The following is a 16,768-nucleotide window of genomic DNA, read 5'->3' on the forward strand; positions in this document are numbered from 1 at the left end:
GAGAGTGAAAAATGGATTCCATTCCACAAACAACAGACACCCTGCAGCGCCCTCTCCGTGACCTGCGCATTTCAGTCACAGATCGTTGTAATTTTCGCTGCCGCTATTGTATGCCGGAAGAAGTGTTCGGTCCCGATTTTCAGTTTCTCCCGAAGGATCAGTTGCTCACTTTTGAAGAAATTGCGAGGCTAGCTCGGATTTTTGCATCACTTGGCGTCGGGAAGATTCGCCTATCCGGGGGCGAGCCGTTGTTACGCAAAGATCTGCCGAAGCTAATCCGGATGTTAGGAAAGATCGAGGGCATCTCTGACATTGCCTTAACGACGAACGGTTCGCTCCTTGCCAAACATGTCAACGAACTCAAGTATGCCGGACTTTGCCGGATCAACGTAAGTCTGGATAGTATAAACGATGAAGTTTTTCGCCGAATGAATGGCGGGCGCTGCGATGTCAAAACCGTTCTGGAAGGAATTGAAGCTGCGGTGAACATCGGAATAAAAGTGAAAGTGAATATGGTTGTGCAAAAAGGGGTGAACGACAAGGAGATTTTGCCCATGGCCCGATACTTCCGGGGAACCGGACATATTTTGCGATTTATTGAGTTCATGGATGTTGGAAATAGCAACGGATGGAATCTAAAGCAGGTGTTGTCCAAACGAGAAATTGTGGAGCGCATTAATGCGGAGATGCCTTTAGAACCTATCCCCTCCAATTACTTAGGTGAAGTGGCCAGCCGTTATCGCTATCGCGGCACGAAGGAAGAGATCGGGTTCATTTCCTCGGTCACAGAGTCCTTTTGTTCAACCTGTACGCGGGCTCGTCTCTCAGCGAATGGAAGTCTCTATACTTGCTTGTTTGCTAATCAAGGAACTGACCTTCGTTCCCTCATTCATGCTGGAGCTTGTGATGAAGAAATCCGTTTGCAAATCCAGGGGGTTTGGAACGGCAGAATCGATCGTTATTCTGACGAGAGACTTGACCATACAAACATTCCAAACCATAAGAAGATAGAAATGCACTACATTGGAGGATAGAACAGATGAGGATGACAGAAGCGATCAAATCGATGAACAATAATTTCGAAATAATAACAAGTCCCATAAGTGTGCAAGATCTTGTCTCCAAAGTGGAACATGAGGGAGCGGGAGCGATCCTTCTTTTCGCAGGAACCGTCAGGGAATGGACATATGGAAAGAGAACGGCGGCTCTTTCCTACGAAGGTTATGAACCTATGGCTCTCAAAGAGCTTCAGCGTATAGGTGACGGAGTTTCTGCACAATGGCCAGATGCTCGCCTAGCCATCACTCACCGATTGGGAGATATGGGTATCGGGGATATTAGTGTAGCCATTGCGGTTTCCTCGCCCCATCGTCCCCAAGCCTATGCAGCTTCGCGTTATGCGATTGAAGAATTGAAGCGAACCGTGCCGATTTGGAAGAAGGAAATTTTCGAGGATGGCGTGGAGTGGGTGGAGGGCTGCCACATCCACGAAACGGCTTGGATGGAAACGGAATGCCGAGAAGGGCACCCGCACACCCATTGGTCCGATCGCGATCGGTATGCCCGCCAGATGCGCTTCCCTCCTATTGGTGAACCAGGGCAAGATTTACTAGCGCAATCTCGGGTTGCCATTGTGGGTGTGGGTGCTCTTGGGGGAGCTATGGCTAACCATTTAGCACGTGCTGGTGTCGGGTTTTTGCGGATCATTGATCGCGATGTTGTCGATGTTTCCAACTTGCAGCGCCAAACATTGTTCCATGAAAGAGATGCGGCACTTAGTTTGCCGAAGGCTGTTGCTGCGAAAACGAATCTCCAACAGATTAATTCCTCCATTGAGATTGAGGCAATCGCTCAAGATCTGAATGCGCAGAATGCGGAAGCATTGCTGAGCGACGTGCATTTGATTTTAGACGGAAATGATAATTTTGCAACACGCTACTTGATTAATGAAGTAAGCCTCAAGCATCGCATACCTTGGATTTACGGTGGCATCGTCGGGGATGTCGGGGAAACGTGCACGTTCTTGCCTGGCCAGGGACCGTGTTTTGCCTGCCTTCATCCTACGTCACCGCAGATCGGACTATTGCCTAACTGTGAAACGGCAGGGGTAATCGGGCCCATTGTTCAAGTGATTGCGTCTTATCAAGTGGCGGAAGCCTTGAAGATTCTCGTCAAGGATCAAGAAAAAGTGAGGAAAAGCTTGTTGCATGTTGAGATGTGGAATTTCGCCCAGCGTGAAATGAAACTTCCGGCAGACACTTCTTGCCGGGTCTGTAAAGAGAAGCATTTTCCCTATTTGCAGGGAGAAGAGGGAGAATCGGTAAGTTTGCTATGTGGCCGGGATACCATACAAGTACGCCCCAAGGAAACAAAACATTTGGATTTAGTCCTTTTGGCGAAGGAACTTTCGCCCTTGGGAGCGGTTCGATTAAGTCCTTATTTTCTTCGTTTTGATACAGGCGCATACCATCTCTCTGTTTTTCCGGATGGCCGTGTCCTCGTTCACGGAACTTCTGAACATTCAATCGCTCGCGGCTTATATGCACAATATCTCGGCGGCTAAGACAATGTTCAATTAGATAGTAGAATTAGTAGATTTTTTATATTACCTATGGGAAGAGGAGTGTTGGCTTTGCAAGTAAATGTATTGTTCTTTGCTTCATTGGTCGATAAAACCGGAACGAGCAGCTGGGCACCTTTTTTACATTCACGTTCAACAGTAGAAGATATGAAAAGAATATTAATAAAACAATTTCCCGCGTGCGCAGACCTGCTGCCTGTCTGTCATGTGGCGCTGAATCAAGAATACGTAAAGGGCAATCCTGTATTGCAAGAATCGGACGAGATTGCAATTTTTCCGCCCGTAAGTGGAGGTTGAAGTAAATGAACGTAGTGAATAAACATGTCCCCAATTTGTCCCCTATCCCATTGGAGGAAGCACAACAGCTTGTTTTTTCAACAATACGGGCTCTTCCGATTATTCATATTCCCTTGTCTCAAGCCTATGGGTATTGCCTCGCAGAAACCGTTAAGGCAGACCACGACGTCCCGATGTTTGAGCGATCGATGGTGGATGGGTATGCGCTTAGGGCAGAAGATGTGGGATCGGCAAGTGGGTCCGACCCAGTTAAGCTGCAGGTGATCGAAGAGATTCCAGCCGGACATATGCCTAGGCAAAAAATAACCCAAGGCACTTCAAGCCGTATCATGACGGGAGCACCCATTCCGACAGGAGCGGATGCCGTGATCAAAGTAGAGGAAACGGAGGCTGAGGATGGCGGGACAACGGTTTTGATTTACGAGTCCATTCCGGTTGGCGGGGCCATTTCCCCAAAGGGGCAAGACATGGAAGAGGGAAATGTAGTATTGAAACCAGGTACTCTTCTAGGGCCTATTGAAGTGGCACTTCTAGCTACTTTTGGAGTCGCGATAGTGCCGGTATATGCTAAGCCTACGGTCGGCATTCTTTCGACTGGAAGTGAATTGCTGAATGTAGATGAGCCCATGCTTCCTGGTAAACTCCGTGACAGTAACGGCGTGATGCTTGCCGGTCTGATCAGCCAGGCTGGCGGGACCCCGGTCCATTTCGGTCTTGTGCCGGACGTGCCGGAAGTGCTGGAAAAAAGGATGATTGAGATCCTGCAACAGGTGGATATTCTGGTTACAAGCGGTGGAGTTTCCATGGGTGAATATGACTATTTGGGAAGGGCTTTTGAGAAAATCGGGGCAAACGTGGTATTCTGGAAGACTTTGACACGTCCGGGAATGCCTGTGTTGTATGGAACATGGAAAGAAAAGCCGATTTTTTCCCTCGCTGGAAATCCAGCATCATCTTACGTCAATGCATGGTTATATTTGTTGCCTGCCATACGCTTCATGTCAGGATCGGAAGATCCTTTCCCGCCGCGGATAAAGGCTTTATGCGATGAAAAGATTGAAAAGATGGATATGCCTCATACTAGGTATTTGCGAGGGTTATCCTACGTGTCTTCTTCCGGTGAACTGAGACTCAAGATTTCGAAGAAACAGTCATCTAATGTCCTGTCCAGCTTCCTGGAAAGCAACTGTCTTGTCAGGGTTCCCGGGAATGAAGGCTTTAATGAAGGCGAGCTCATTGAAGTGGAATTATTAGGGGCTATCAAACAAGAAGAATAGCAAGGAGCAATCATATGGGGAATATAGGTGCACTCATTTTAGCAGCTGGAATGGCAACTCGTATGGGACAGCCTAAACAGCTGATTCCGTTGGATGAGAAACCACTGTTTCGCTATTCGGTTGATGCAGCTGTTTCCGCTGGCCTAAAGCCCATCATTTTAGTTGGCGGAAAACACGTAAAGGAGTTGCGTCAACATGTCACTGATATAGAAGATATAGAGGTCATCGAGAATGAGAAATTTCAAACGGGGATGGCTTCATCATTAAAAGTCGGAATCAAAGCTTTAACAGGACAGGCTGATGCAGTTGTTGTTTTTTTAGCCGATCAGCCTTTTGTACATCCTGTAGTCGTTCAAAAAATTCTGGAAATTTATGAGTTTGATCAGAAAGAAGGTGTTCGTATCATACGACCTGTTTATGCTGGCGTCGCGGGTCACCCTGTTTTATTTGATGCGGATTTATTTGGGGAATTTGAAAACATTCAGGGGGATGAAGGCGGAAAATCAATCATAAAAAAACATCAGTCCCATTTAAAGGCCATTCCATTTGAGTCCTTTGAATGGGGGATGGATGCCGACACCCCTGAGGATTTAGCGAAGATTAAGGAGATAGCTCCAAGATATGCAAAAATGATGAATTCTCTCCCAGATATGGGAGAGAGGTGACCTAGGAATCAGACAGACTAAATTACATCTTACCATGTGACGTTTTTCTGTGAGTGAATGACTGTTGGAAAGTACTTTTCTAAAATACGATAGATCAATCAAAGAGAGACAGTTTAGTCTCTCTTTTTCACTAACAACATAGCTACTGTTGAGATATCTTATGTCCAACTACTAAATTTGAAAAGGACTATGGATTGGCTGTTTCAGAGTAAATAAAGATTAAGGGATGGGAAAGTTTCGAAAAAAGTAGGTCCTCTCCTCATTTATTATAAATATAACCACCCGAACTACAGAGCTATGGATTTCTTGCACTTGAATTAAAAGCTTGCAATTCCTTGTATTTATGTAAGCGTTTTAACGTTAAAAACAAATAAGAAAAGGAGAGGAAGATGTTAGGTTTATTGCTAGGCCAATTGATCTGTCCCCCCTGAATATTTTTGCTAATAGATGCTGCGAGATATAAAAGCTAGCCCGATTACCATCATGATGAAACCAAAAATCCGTCTCCAGTCCATTGGTATTTTAGGTACATCAAGAAAACCGAAATGATCAATAATCATGCTTATAAAAATTTGCCCGCTGATGATCGACAAGAAAACCAGAGTGACGCCAAGATGAGGTATGGTCAACACGATGGTTGAAATGACAATTACACCTAAAAATCCCCCGAGTAGCTGCCATTTTGGGGCATCAACTATGTGCAACATGTTTCCTTTTCCGAAAAATATTGAAATGAAAAAAATAAAAAGAGTTCCTATGAAAAAATTTACAAATATTGCTTCCAATGAGCCAACTCTTTTCCCTAAAGCGCTATTAATGGACCCTTGAATACTTAAGCACGCACCACCAAAAAAGACTTAGAATAAATATAACAATTTAATCATGACTATTCTCCATAGCTTTCCAGCTTTGAATTGAGTATCCGGAACTAGAAAGAAGTAGACTCTCCTTGAACTTAAGCAGTCCAGGAGAGTCTATTATTATACGTAATACTTTAAATAAACGGATTCATAATTCGTATTTGCAGGGTCAGGGGTGACAATTTCAATCATATAGCCATCGGGATCCTTAAAGAAAAGTTGGCGAAGACCGCTAGGGGCATTTTCTAGCTCGTACCAGACGATATTTTCTTTCTCTAATTCTTCAATAATACCATCCAGTTCTTGGGGAGAATCGACAAAGAAAGCTAGATGGGCCTCCTGAACGGATAATTTGCTACAGTCCGCGCGTTTAGAATCTTCTTTATGAATGACATGAATCATAACTTCTCCGAGTTTATACCACACCCCATCAAATTTAAAATTGGGACGGGGAATTTCCTCCAAGCCAAGTATGCGACCATAAAAATCCTTTGATTTCTCAACGTCTTGCACGGAAACGCTGATATGATCAATTCTTTTCAGCTTCATAATATACCTCCTCGTATTCTTGTTTATTACGTAGGGTCTTATAGATAGCAGTATCTAGTTTCTTTGATAAATCAACGGAATAGGTTTTTTCATACTGGGGCTCGGATACAAGTCGGCCGCCGTAAAACATAATATCTTCGGACCCATTGATAATGACTTCAATGCAAGTCATGGGAAAAGAAACCTCAGGAATCGTTTCTAATAGAACTCTTGCTTTTCCTTTAATGGCTCGAACATTGTCCGGAAGGGTCACTAATAATTGAATGTTAGGATCCTGTTTAATATTTTCAATTACCGGTGATTTAGGAGAAATGGCAAAGCGTATATGATTCCGATCTACAGCGGCTAACCAGGATATGGCTGTGCAATAGATTTCTCTTGATGGGCATACGGTTACAATGTATACTAATTTTTCGCCTTGAAGCTTCTTAACCAATTCAGGAGTAAGTTCTTTTATTTGACTTGACATGATTAATCTTCCTTTGTTTTTGATTTTTCAAGCCACCCGCCGGAAACCTCGAATCCTAAACTAGCCTTACCGATAATCTCAAGGCACTTATCGTTATTAGGCGGCATCACCATGCCAGCCCGTGCGTCACGAAGCATTCTTTCCAATGGATATTTCCTCATATAGGCCCTTCCTCCGCAAACACGGATAGCCATGTCTGTCACTTTGATCGATACTTCCGTGCCTGCATATTTAGCGAGAGTGACAGGCAAAACCCGCTCCTCCGGTGTTCCTGTTTCACGTGACAGAGCAGCTTGTTTCAATAGCTGCTTAGCAGATTCAATTTCTACGGTCATTTCCGCAATTCTTTGCTGAATGGTAGGATAATGACTGATCGGATGAGGATCGGGCTTGAAAGTAGTATTCTTAGCATACTGCACGGTAAAATCCAATGCCCCTTCGGCAAGCCCAATCCCTATGGCTCCAAAACCAAAGGCATACCCATCGCTGACATGCTTGCGTATAGCATCTCCGGGCTCGCCAATTAGGTTCTTATCTTCTACGAAGCAACCTTCGAAGTGGATGGTATTACTAGCTGTCCCTCGCATACCCATGGCATCCCATGTTTCCTCAATCCTTACACCCGGTATTTCGCGTGGAATAACCAGCAAAATCAAGCCATTTTCCAAAGACTCTTCGCCCTCTAATAGACATAAAGTGTTGAAATAATCAGCGGCTGAGCTTAAAGAGGCAAAATGTTTGGTTCCTGTAACGATATATCCGCCTTCCACTTTTTTTGCTATTGTGCTTGGACGGAAATTTCCACGTAAGCTGCTGGTAGGTTCGCTCGTAACAGAGGCAAAAAGCTTCCCATCTTTAACCACTTCTGTAAATAATCGTTGCTTTTGCTCAACATTGGCCATTTCTTTTAATATATTGATCACTGTGCAGTGCATATTAAAAGTATTCGCCGTTGATCCATCTACCTTCGCAATCTCTCTTAGGACATCTCCCATTAAAAAGGAATCAGCACCTAATCCACCATATTCTTCCGGAACTACGAGTCCGATAATACCCTGCTCATGTAAATCCCGATAATTTTCATATGGAAATTTCCCTTCTTTATCGTACATGCTTGCTCTTGGAGCAAAATTTTCCGTGGCGAGATATTTAACTGCAGACAATACTTTTTCCGCAATGGCATGTTTTGATTGTGTTTTCACCATGATCCCTCCTTTAGTCATCAGTCTGATAACTCCTTTCTCTAAGACAAAATGTAATTGTTCTTGATTATGGGTATATGCATTTTTCGTGCCAAAAGAATAAATAGAAATGGTAAGCACGATAACGATTGGAGAGGAGAGGGGGAGAATTGAGTTGGTGCGATAATCAACCATTTTACGGTTGGTTCCATGAAATAAGGGGATAAACGGTTTGGTATTGCACCGTTATTGGTCGTCAATTGAACCAAACAGAAAAAGAACCCTCAATTTGAGGGTTCCTTTCATTTTAGAGTTCCTTTTCCCAAGAAGGACAGATAATCGATTTTAAAAGATTGAAGCTTTCTTATTAAGGTAGAATGGCTAATCTGCAAAGATCCGGCAGCTTGGCGAATGGATTTGGATTGGCGAAGAATATCTAAAATGATCTTTTTTTCAAAGTCCATCACCAAATCGTTCAGTCCTCCTTCTTGTTGTTCTGAAAACGAAGATAAAGAAGAAGAGGAAGGAGGATTTGTGGTTTGATCTATATATTCCGATAGAATGTCTATGTTTACCAGATTATCTTTGGACATCACAACCATTCTTTCAATCATATTTTTTAGTTCACGAACATTTCCGGGCCAATGGTACTGCATCAAGCGTTTCATAATGACCGGCCCGAATTCAGCTTTACGTTGATACATCTGGTTAAATTGGCTAAGGAAATGGGTAGCCAGAATGGGTATTTCTTCTCTTCTCTCGCGCAAGGGGGGGAGTATAAACGGAACGACATTGAGGCGATAATACAAGTCCTCGCGAAATGTTCCTTCTGCAATCATTTTTTCTAAAGATCGGTTAGTGGCTGCAACCACCCGAATGTTAATGGGAATAGGCTTGCCGCCGCCTATTCTCTGCACCTCTTTCTCCTGCAAGACACGAAGTAACTTGGCTTGCATGTTTAAGGGAAGCTCTCCGATCTCGTCTAAAAAGATTGTACCCTCATTTGAAAGCTCAAATACTCCCAGCTTTCGTTTGGTCGCGCCTGTAAAGGCACCTGCCTCATAGCCAAACAGTTCTGACTCAATCAGATTCTCCGGAATAGCTGAACAGTTCACTTTCATAAAGGGCTTCTTGCTTCGAGGGCTGTGATTGTGGATCCAATTGGCCAATACCTCTTTGCCTACTCCCGATTCTCCCAAAATTATAATTGTTGATTGTGTGGAAGATACATGATGAGCCACTTCGAACAGCTTCACCATTTTTTCATTTCGGATGACAGGACCTTCTTCCATCTTACCTAATGTCCCTTTGAACTTACTAATTTCCATTTCATAATGGTTAATGAGTTCGTTTTTTTGCTCAATTTCTTTCTGCAAATCTGTTAATTGGGTAATATCTCGAACATTGCAGACAACTCGATGTAATTTACCGTCGAAAAAAACAGGCACACCTGTAACTAGCAATTGCTTATTATTAAGTTTATTAATAATGGTGACTGGTTTTAGAGTGCTGATAACGCCAGGGATAGCAGATTGAGAAAGAACGCCAGCCTTGACTAGGTTATGAGCATATTTCCCCAGAACATCCTCTTTCTTAATATTCGTTAATTTTTCGTAAGATTCATTGACCATAATGGTTCGTCCCTCGCCATCAGCTACCCATACACCGTCATAAAAAGAGTTGAAGATATCCTCCCAGTCCTGTCCATTCTGTTGGTTATCACAATTATTCTCTGTTTGAGTCATAATTCACCCTACCTTATTGAAAAATCAATATATTTTTAAAGTTGATAATAGTTTAAATGGTTTATAATTAAACCACAAGAAACTTTTCAAAAGAAGTAAGCACTAAATAAAGCGCTCTCATAACTGCTATTTAGAACTGATTGGTCTATTTTTAGACAACGGTTCATTTATAGACCAAAAAGTGGATGATTTCCCTCTGGAGTTTAGCATCTTATTGCTATTTTTACGCTCTATCATAACAAAAAGGATTTGCATTAAAATTGCTTAGTTTTAATGCAAATCTAATTTTTAGAAAGCCTAGGAAGGAATGATAGAAAAAAGTGGAAGGTGATTTTCAGGCCAGCATCAACATGTTGAGTACAACAGCATTTCAGGGTATTCGGGAATACATTTTTGGGGTCATTCCTTTATTTGTACTGATGGGTTTATTATCTAATGTAGCCGGTGCCAGTACCGAACTCTACCAATCTTTTCATGTTCTACTTCGAAGAATCCGTGGCGGATTAGGGATGGCAACGGTTGGTGCCAATGCTGTTTTTGCTACCATTACTGGCGTGAGCGTTGCATCAGCAGCTGTATTCAGTAAAGTATCTCTTGGTCCCATGACGAATCTTAAATACGATAAGAAATTTGCTTTAGGAACCATTGCTGGCAGTTCCGTATTGGGGATGCTCATCCCTCCAAGTTTATTGTTTATTATATACGGGATGTTAGCTGAGGTTTCTGTTGGGAAGCTTTTTATCGCAGGTATTATTCCTGGAATATTATTATCTTTTATTTTCTGTCTGGGTATTTTTGTACTGTCCAAATTAAAGCCTGAACTAGTCGGTGGAGAGAGTTCTGAGGGGAATGGCAAATGGACTAGGGAGGATCTAAAAACCATATTCCGCCCTTGGGCCATCGGAATTTTGGTTGTTCTTATGTTAGGCGGGCTATATGGCGGATATTTTACTCCAACGGAAGCTGGGGGGGGGAGGTGCCTTCGGCGCGTTTTTGATTGTTATATTGAAGAAAAAGCTGAATAAGAGTATTTTGTGGAAAACCTTGATTGAAACAGGATACACTTCGGCCAGTGTATTGTTACTATTAATTACTGCACAAATGTATTCACGCATGCTCTCTATAGGAGGTATTTTGAACACCCTTGATTCGTTTATTCAAGGTCTTACTGTTTCATCCACTTTGCTCATTCTCATTTTTATGCTAATCCTATTAATCATGGGCATGGTTTTGGATTCGACGTCCATTCTACTCATCGCTATGCCTCTAATGCTGCCATTTGTTAAAGCTATAGGGTTTGATTTGATCGCTTTTGGTGTGATTGCGGTCATCATCATTGAAATGGGACTTTTGATACCACCATTTGGATTGGTTGTGTACTCGATGAAATCTGCCTTGGGTGAGAAAGCGACAATCGGAGAGATATTCCGTGGCGCATTTCCCTTTATCGTGATGATGGGTATTACTGCACTAATTCTGTTCATCTTTCCGGAGCTTTCCACATGGCTGCCGAATATGATGATAGAATTACAATAGTAGACAATTGAGGAACAGCTAGCCTATCCGTACAATCCTATTTCTCGGTTCTTGATCGGGGTTTGTATGGAGTTAAAGTTCTTTTTGGGTGAAGCGGTGTTATGGAGTGATGAACGTTAGCTGTAGACCGACATTTGATGATTTCACATTAGCCATGAGCTTTCTCTTTAAATGAGAAGGCTTTTTTTATTTTGTCATGTTTTAATAAAGATTACTATTATAATTTTATTAATTATTTGATTATTTCATAATATGAAATTATTTTCATTGATTTGAAATGTTTGAGTTGATATACTTGTCTCAGGTGATAATAATGGATAATCAAAAGACGAGAATAAAATCTGTTTCGAAAGCGTTGCAAGTTTTAGACCTGCTTGGAAAAAATCCTAATGGGTTACTAGTTAAGGAAATCAGTATAACTCTGAAATTAAATTTAAGCACTACCTATCATTTAATCAATACTTTGTTAGATGCTGGATATGTTAATAAGTTGAAAGATGATGTTTTTATGCTTGGGTATCAAATCCCATTTCTACACAATGCCTTTATCCATTCGATGGCCTCGCATACGCTACTGAATACTTACTTGCAAGAACTGTCAGATACGACACAAGAGACAGCATATCTTGGAAGAGAGGTTGATGATGAAGTTGTTCTTATGGGAATCATTGATTGCCCACAAGCTATCAAAGTCAAAACATTATATATCGGTTATAGAGAATACCCTCATGCGCGGGCTTTACCTAAATCAATTATTGCCTATTGGCCTGATAAAAAGGTAAAAGAATATTTTAAAGACAAAACGTTCGACAAGTTAACTGAATTCACTCCATCAAGTTTGGAAGAATTATTATTAGAATTAAAGGTCATTAGGGAAAACGGCTATTGTGTGGAAGAAGAAGGTTTTACCAAAGGAATTTGCTGCATTGCCGTCCCAGTTTTTGATGCTAGCAAAAAACCAATTGCTGCTTACAGTGTTACAATGCCAAGTGAAAGATATAAACAACATAAGGAAGAATATATTGAAAAGGTTTGCAAGATTGCTCTAAATGCTTCACGATGTTTTGGTTATTATGAAAATGATGCTGTGGGTTTCAAATAATTTGAAATTAAGTAGGTGATGAAATGGTCTTGAAAAAAGATGAAATCATGAAACCGAAATATTTATTTTATGAAGTTAGAGGAAATGGTCCGCCCATACTATTTTTGCATGGGTTAGGAATGAAGAAACAGGTCTGGGAACCTATTATTGAACAACTTAAAGATAGATTTCTATGTATATCTATCGATTTACTTGGGTTTGGGGAGAATAGAGCATCAGAGGAATGTGAACGCATTCTATTTGATCAGTGGATTGATCAAGTTCAAGAACTTCTTCAAAAAATAAGTCTTACTAAAATTCATTTGGTAGGCCATTCACTAGGAAGTTTTATTGCCCTAGCTTTTGCCTCTAAATATCCATCTGCTTGTTCATCCGTTACAGCAATATCTACCTTGCCTGAATTCAATCAAGCGATGACGGATGCATTTGAACAGAGAGCCTTACAAGTTGAGATATTTGGCTTGAATGGCATTATTGATGATTTAATTAAGGTTGGATTCTCAAAAGAAACTTTGGAGAATCGACCGGACATCGTTAAAAAATATAAAGAGATCATTTGTAGCAATACTGCTGCTCAATACGCTTTATGTTGCAGAAGTGTGGCGAATCTTAATAACTACTCGTTATTAAATAGAATCACAACACCTGTACAACTTATTGTCGGTTTGGATGATAAAATAACGCCGCCGGCTCTCTCTGAGATTGTCCGCGAGTGGATACCCCGTTGCAAAATGTATGCTTTAGAAGGCAGCGGTCATCAAGTCCATATGGAAAAACCAGAAGAGATCGCAAAGATCGTTTCTGATTTTTTATAAGTTAAATTTAATTAAAGGGGAGGAATTATTAATATGAATCTACAAGATGTTCACAAGCGCGTTATTCGAAGACAGGATGTAAAGGCAAATTGGGAAGCATTTCCGGATTTTAAGAAAGCAACATACAGGTATATCGGAACACTAGCTTCTACAGATACTAGTATTCTACCTAAACTTACGGAAAGCAATATTTCTTTAGGAATTATTGAAGCCGCCCCAGGGCCGCAAGCAAGATTGCACGATCATGAAGTTGAAGAGATCTTCATGCCGCTTGATGGATTATGGGAGTTCTTCTGGGGACCAAATGGAGAGGAAAGAACAACTCTAGGCCCGCTAGATGTTATTTCCGTTCCGCCCGGCGTATTGAGAGGCTTCAATAATGTTGGCGGTACTACAGGGCGTCTTCTAGTATTAAATACAAATGCTGATGCAGAAGGGGCTGCGTTTGATGAAAAAGAGGAACTAAGCAACATTACGGAATCGAACAATACAAGACAAATCCGGAAATAGATCATATATGGAGTGCCTGTTGGTTACAGGCACTCATGATTCAGCTATAACATAATCACCCTAAGGGGGATCTTATGAGAATAGGTTTTTCTGGGTTAGGAAGAATGGGCTTTGCCATAGCGGAAAGATTGATGGTATCCGGTTTTGAGCTTGCGGTATGGAACAGAACAAAGCATAAAGCACAACACTTGGTAGCCCGAGGTGTGTCATGGGTGGATTCCCCTAAAGACCTGACCGAAAGATGCGACATTATACTTTCTATTGTTACTGATGATCATGCCGTTCATGAAATTTACACTAATGCGAATGGTTTGCTACAAAGTGATTGCCATGGAAAGCTATTTTTGGAAATGAGTACCATTAAGCCTCAAACGATTCACGGATTAGCGGAAATGGTTCAACAAAAAGGCGGGAGATTATTAGATTGTCCGGTATCAGGGACGGTGGTTCATGCCCGTGAAGGCCAGCTCATTGCCATGATAGGCGGAGACTCGGATAGCGTGGAAAAAGTAAAGCCAGTACTTTCAACCTTTTGCAAAAGTGTAAATCATATTGGTCCTATTGGGACAGGAAGCGTGATGAAACTAGTTCTGAATATGCCCATGGTCATTTATACCCAAGCTTTATCTGAAGCGTTATCCATTGGCGTTAAAGCAGGTATTGATCTGAAATATATGCTCGAATTAATTATGAAAAGCCCCGCAGGCATCAATGTCCTCCCTGTAAAAATTCCTGTGATGTTGGGAGAAACAGAAGAGGTTTCCTTCGATATCAAAGGATTTAAAAAAGATCTTCTCAACATGATTTCAACTAGCCAATTATACGAGGTTCCAGCTCCTACCGCCAGCGTTGCACTGCAATCTTATTCAAACGCAGTGGCGGATGGCTTCGGGGATCTTGATTGGGGAGCAATCATACCTTACTACATAAAAAAAATGCAAAACAGCTCAAAGTAATCGATTGTAGTATTTAGCAAGTTGTAAAAGGAGGGGTAGAATGGAAAACCCGTTACAGCTAAATAAAAGGAAAATAGTCAGTTTTAGTATAGGACCTAACCTTGTGCTTCCTATCATTATCCTTGTGGTAGCTGTCATCACGACTTTAATTCAGCCAAGATTTCTTTCTATATTTAACTTCCAGAATCTTCTGACTCAAGCTTCTTTTTTAGCCATACTGGCGTTTGGTCAAACATTTGTTATGCTAACCCGCAATTTTGATATTTCGATTAGCGCAAATGCAGCTATAGTTGGCGTCATGACAGCCATGACCATTCATCAATACGGCATTGTCGTTGGAATTGTTTGCGGTTTAATCATTGGGGTATTGATCGGGATTTTAAACGGATTGCTTGTTGCTTACTCTAAAGTCCCATCCCTGATTGTTACATTAGGAATGATGATCGTTCTTAGGGGATTAAGTCTATTAATAACGAAAGGCGAACCTATAGGCGGACTGCCAGCTGAATTTCGGAATATCGCAGTCTCATATATAGGGCCCATTCCGCAGGTTGTGCTTTTTACCTTCATATTGCTTGGGATTTCTTATTTTGTATTAAACCATACCGTATACGGCAGACACATTTATGCAAAAGGAGGAAATGAAGAAGCTGCAAAACTAACAGGAATCAATGTACGAAAAATTGATATTTCCGTTTTTATCATTAGCGGCTTAGCTGCTGCGATTGCAGGCATATTGCTTGCTTCAAGGGTGAATTCGGGTCAGCCGACAATTGGCGAAGGAATGGAAATGGAAGCCATTGCCGCTGTTGCCATCGGTGCGGTCTCTCTCTCCGGCGGTGCAGGCAGTATCATCAACGTTGCTTTTGGTGTCCTCTTGCTATCAATATTAAATAATGTGATGAACTTGATTGGTATTTCTTCCTATGTACAAGATGTTGTGTTAGGAAGCGTTCTCATTATTGCTGTAAGTCTTGATCAGATTCGAAGAAGCAAGAATCGCCACAAAAAATAATGATATAGGGGGTCATTCAAGTGTTAAAAAGAAGGAAGTTCTTATGGTCGTTGGTCTCTGTTTTAACAACCGCAACGATCTTAGCCGGCTGCGGACAAGGTAATCAAAGCACTTCAGGAACTGATACGTCGAGCCAAACAGGCCAGGAACAAGCAAATAATGCAAGTTCAGAAGGATCAAATGATTCCAGCGTAGCCAATTTGGATCCGGAAGAGGCTTTGAAATGGTATATGCAGCAACCTGATCCTGTTCCTAAAGAGAAATACCAGTTAGGGCTATCCACGGTATATTTATCCGATCCATTGTGGGTTGCCATCGAATACGGGGTGGAACAGCAACTGGAAAAATTGGGGTTGCCTAAGCCCTATGTTACCGCAGCTGGCGGTTATAATAAGGCCCCTGAGCAAATTGCCCAAGTGGAAGACTTATTGGTGAGAGGCATAGATGGACTGATGCTGGGACCGGCCAATCCAGATGCGTTAGTGCCGGCTGTAGAGCAAGCGGTTCAGAATAATGTTCCCGTCCTCAACTATGCCGTCGGGATCAACACGGATCAAATCATAACGGATATCGAAGCTACGCAAGAAATGCTGGGCCGAACCACAGCAGAGTATTTGGGAAAAGCATTGAACGGGCAAGGCAAAGTGTATATGATGCCCGGAGTTGCCGGCTCATCTTGGGCTCTGGGAAGAGAAAAGGGATTTCTTGACTATATGAAAGAGCATCACCCGGGCATAGAGATCGTGGGAAAACACTATGGCAAAAACGATCGGGCCGAAGGCTTGAATACGGCACAGGATGCCTTGCAGGCACATCCGGATATTGATGCCTTTTATGCCGGATCCGACCATATTGCAGCCGGAGCTGCAGATGCCATTAAAGCAGCAGGAAAAACAGGTCAAATTAAAGTGGTAACGATGGCAGGGATAAGTAAGGATACGCAGCAACTGATCAAAAATGGCGAGATTACGATGGCTCTGCCTTATCAAGCGGTGGAACAAGGAAAAATGATGGTTAATATGATGGTGCATTATCTGAACGGGGAGAAAAACCTTCCAAAAAGGATCGGAATTCCTGTTGAAACCATTACCAAAGAAAATATTGATACATTTGATGTATCCAAGTATCTAGCGCCTGAAGGCTATACACCGTCAATTTCTCAATAATGGAATATTATATATTTCTATATTCCAAAAGTGGGGTGAAAAAG

17 protein-coding genes and 1 pseudogene are annotated in these 16,768 nt (G+C 41.9%); 13 read left to right on the plus strand and 5 right to left on the minus strand.

The window, feature by feature from the left end:
* The first annotated feature begins 11 nt into the window (after window positions 1–11).
* The 5 genes from moaA (at window position 12) to EIZ58_RS01435 (ending at window position 4,820) form a co-directional block, all read left to right on the plus strand.
* Complete coding sequence (gene moaA / locus EIZ58_RS01410) at window positions 12–1,034, plus strand: GTP 3',8-cyclase MoaA (RefSeq protein ID WP_134698739.1); 1,023 nt, start codon at window positions 12–14, stop codon at window positions 1,032–1,034.
* Window positions 1,035–1,039: 5 nt separating this feature from the next.
* Window positions 1,040–2,563, plus strand: coding sequence for a ThiF family adenylyltransferase (locus tag EIZ58_RS01420; RefSeq protein WP_305033823.1), 1,524 nt, complete (start codon window positions 1,040–1,042; stop codon window positions 2,561–2,563).
* A 69-nt stretch (window positions 2,564–2,632) separates the two neighbouring features.
* A complete protein-coding gene (moaD, locus tag EIZ58_RS01425; protein ID WP_167577426.1) occupies window positions 2,633–2,878 on the plus strand; it encodes a molybdopterin converting factor subunit 1 in 246 nt (81 codons plus the stop codon).
* A 5-nt stretch (window positions 2,879–2,883) separates the two neighbouring features.
* A complete protein-coding gene (locus EIZ58_RS01430) occupies window positions 2,884–4,155 on the plus strand; it encodes a molybdopterin molybdotransferase MoeA (protein WP_134698741.1) in 1,272 nt (423 codons plus the stop codon).
* Window positions 4,156–4,169: 14 nt separating this feature from the next.
* Window positions 4,170–4,820, plus strand: coding sequence for a nucleotidyltransferase family protein (locus EIZ58_RS01435; protein ID WP_134698742.1), 651 nt, complete (start codon window positions 4,170–4,172; stop codon window positions 4,818–4,820).
* A gap of 440 nt (window positions 4,821–5,260) precedes the next feature.
* On the opposite strand, the pseudogene EIZ58_RS01440 reads toward EIZ58_RS01435, so the two are convergent.
* The 5 genes and pseudogenes from EIZ58_RS01440 to EIZ58_RS01460 all read right to left on the minus strand — a co-directional run.
* Window positions 5,261–5,662: pseudogene (locus EIZ58_RS01440) on the minus strand (DMT family transporter); the annotation flags it as partial.
* A gap of 138 nt (window positions 5,663–5,800) precedes the next feature.
* Window positions 5,801–6,229, minus strand: coding sequence for a VOC family protein (locus EIZ58_RS01445; protein ID WP_134698744.1), 429 nt, complete (start codon window positions 6,227–6,229; stop codon window positions 5,801–5,803).
* Window positions 6,210–6,698 carry a PNPOx family protein gene (locus EIZ58_RS01450; RefSeq protein WP_134698745.1) on the minus strand — a complete coding sequence of 163 codons (489 nt, stop codon included), beginning with the start codon at window positions 6,696–6,698 and terminating at the stop codon, window positions 6,210–6,212. Before EIZ58_RS01450 ends, EIZ58_RS01445 begins: the two co-directional genes overlap by 20 nt.
* Before the next feature lie 2 nt (window positions 6,699–6,700).
* Complete coding sequence (locus EIZ58_RS01455) at window positions 6,701–7,900, minus strand: acyl-CoA dehydrogenase family protein (RefSeq protein WP_167577427.1); 1,200 nt, start codon at window positions 7,898–7,900, stop codon at window positions 6,701–6,703.
* Between the two features lie 281 nt (window positions 7,901–8,181).
* The gene (locus EIZ58_RS01460) at window positions 8,182–9,624 is read right to left on the minus strand and encodes a sigma-54 interaction domain-containing protein (RefSeq protein ID WP_134698747.1); all 1,443 of its coding nucleotides are present in this window, start codon (window positions 9,622–9,624) and stop codon (window positions 8,182–8,184) included.
* 353 nt (window positions 9,625–9,977) lie between these two features.
* On the opposite strand from EIZ58_RS01460, the gene EIZ58_RS34730 reads away from it, so the two are divergent.
* From EIZ58_RS34730 to EIZ58_RS01500, 8 genes are all read left to right on the plus strand, one after another.
* Window positions 9,978–10,649: a TRAP transporter large permease subunit gene (locus tag EIZ58_RS34730; protein ID WP_167577428.1), complete on the plus strand. Its 672-nt coding sequence runs from the start codon at window positions 9,978–9,980 to the stop codon at window positions 10,647–10,649.
* Window positions 10,561–11,160, plus strand: a complete 600-nt coding sequence (locus EIZ58_RS34735; protein WP_134698749.1) for a TRAP transporter large permease subunit — start codon at window positions 10,561–10,563, stop codon at window positions 11,158–11,160. Before EIZ58_RS34730 ends, EIZ58_RS34735 begins: the two co-directional genes overlap by 89 nt.
* A gap of 313 nt (window positions 11,161–11,473) precedes the next feature.
* Complete coding sequence (locus EIZ58_RS01475; RefSeq protein WP_167577430.1) at window positions 11,474–12,262, plus strand: IclR family transcriptional regulator; 789 nt, start codon at window positions 11,474–11,476, stop codon at window positions 12,260–12,262.
* A 29-nt stretch (window positions 12,263–12,291) separates the two neighbouring features.
* Window positions 12,292–13,077 (plus strand): alpha/beta fold hydrolase, encoded by a 786-nt coding sequence (locus EIZ58_RS01480; RefSeq protein WP_167577431.1) that lies wholly within the window; start codon window positions 12,292–12,294, stop codon window positions 13,075–13,077.
* Window positions 13,078–13,110: 33 nt separating this feature from the next.
* A complete protein-coding gene (locus EIZ58_RS01485) occupies window positions 13,111–13,587 on the plus strand; it encodes a cupin domain-containing protein (RefSeq protein ID WP_134698752.1) in 477 nt (158 codons plus the stop codon).
* Between the two features lie 74 nt (window positions 13,588–13,661).
* A complete protein-coding gene (locus EIZ58_RS01490; protein WP_134698753.1) occupies window positions 13,662–14,543 on the plus strand; it encodes an NAD(P)-dependent oxidoreductase in 882 nt (293 codons plus the stop codon).
* 40 nt (window positions 14,544–14,583) lie between these two features.
* Window positions 14,584–15,558: an ABC transporter permease gene (locus tag EIZ58_RS01495; RefSeq protein WP_134698754.1), complete on the plus strand. Its 975-nt coding sequence runs from the start codon at window positions 14,584–14,586 to the stop codon at window positions 15,556–15,558.
* Between the two features lie 20 nt (window positions 15,559–15,578).
* The gene (locus EIZ58_RS01500; RefSeq protein ID WP_134698755.1) at window positions 15,579–16,724 is read left to right on the plus strand and encodes a TMAO reductase system protein TorT; all 1,146 of its coding nucleotides are present in this window, start codon (window positions 15,579–15,581) and stop codon (window positions 16,722–16,724) included.
* Window positions 16,725–16,768 lie beyond the last annotated feature (44 nt).

Source organism: Ammoniphilus sp. YIM 78166, from assembly GCF_004522215.1.
Classification (GTDB): Bacteria; Bacillota; Bacilli; order Aneurinibacillales; family RAOX-1; genus YIM-78166.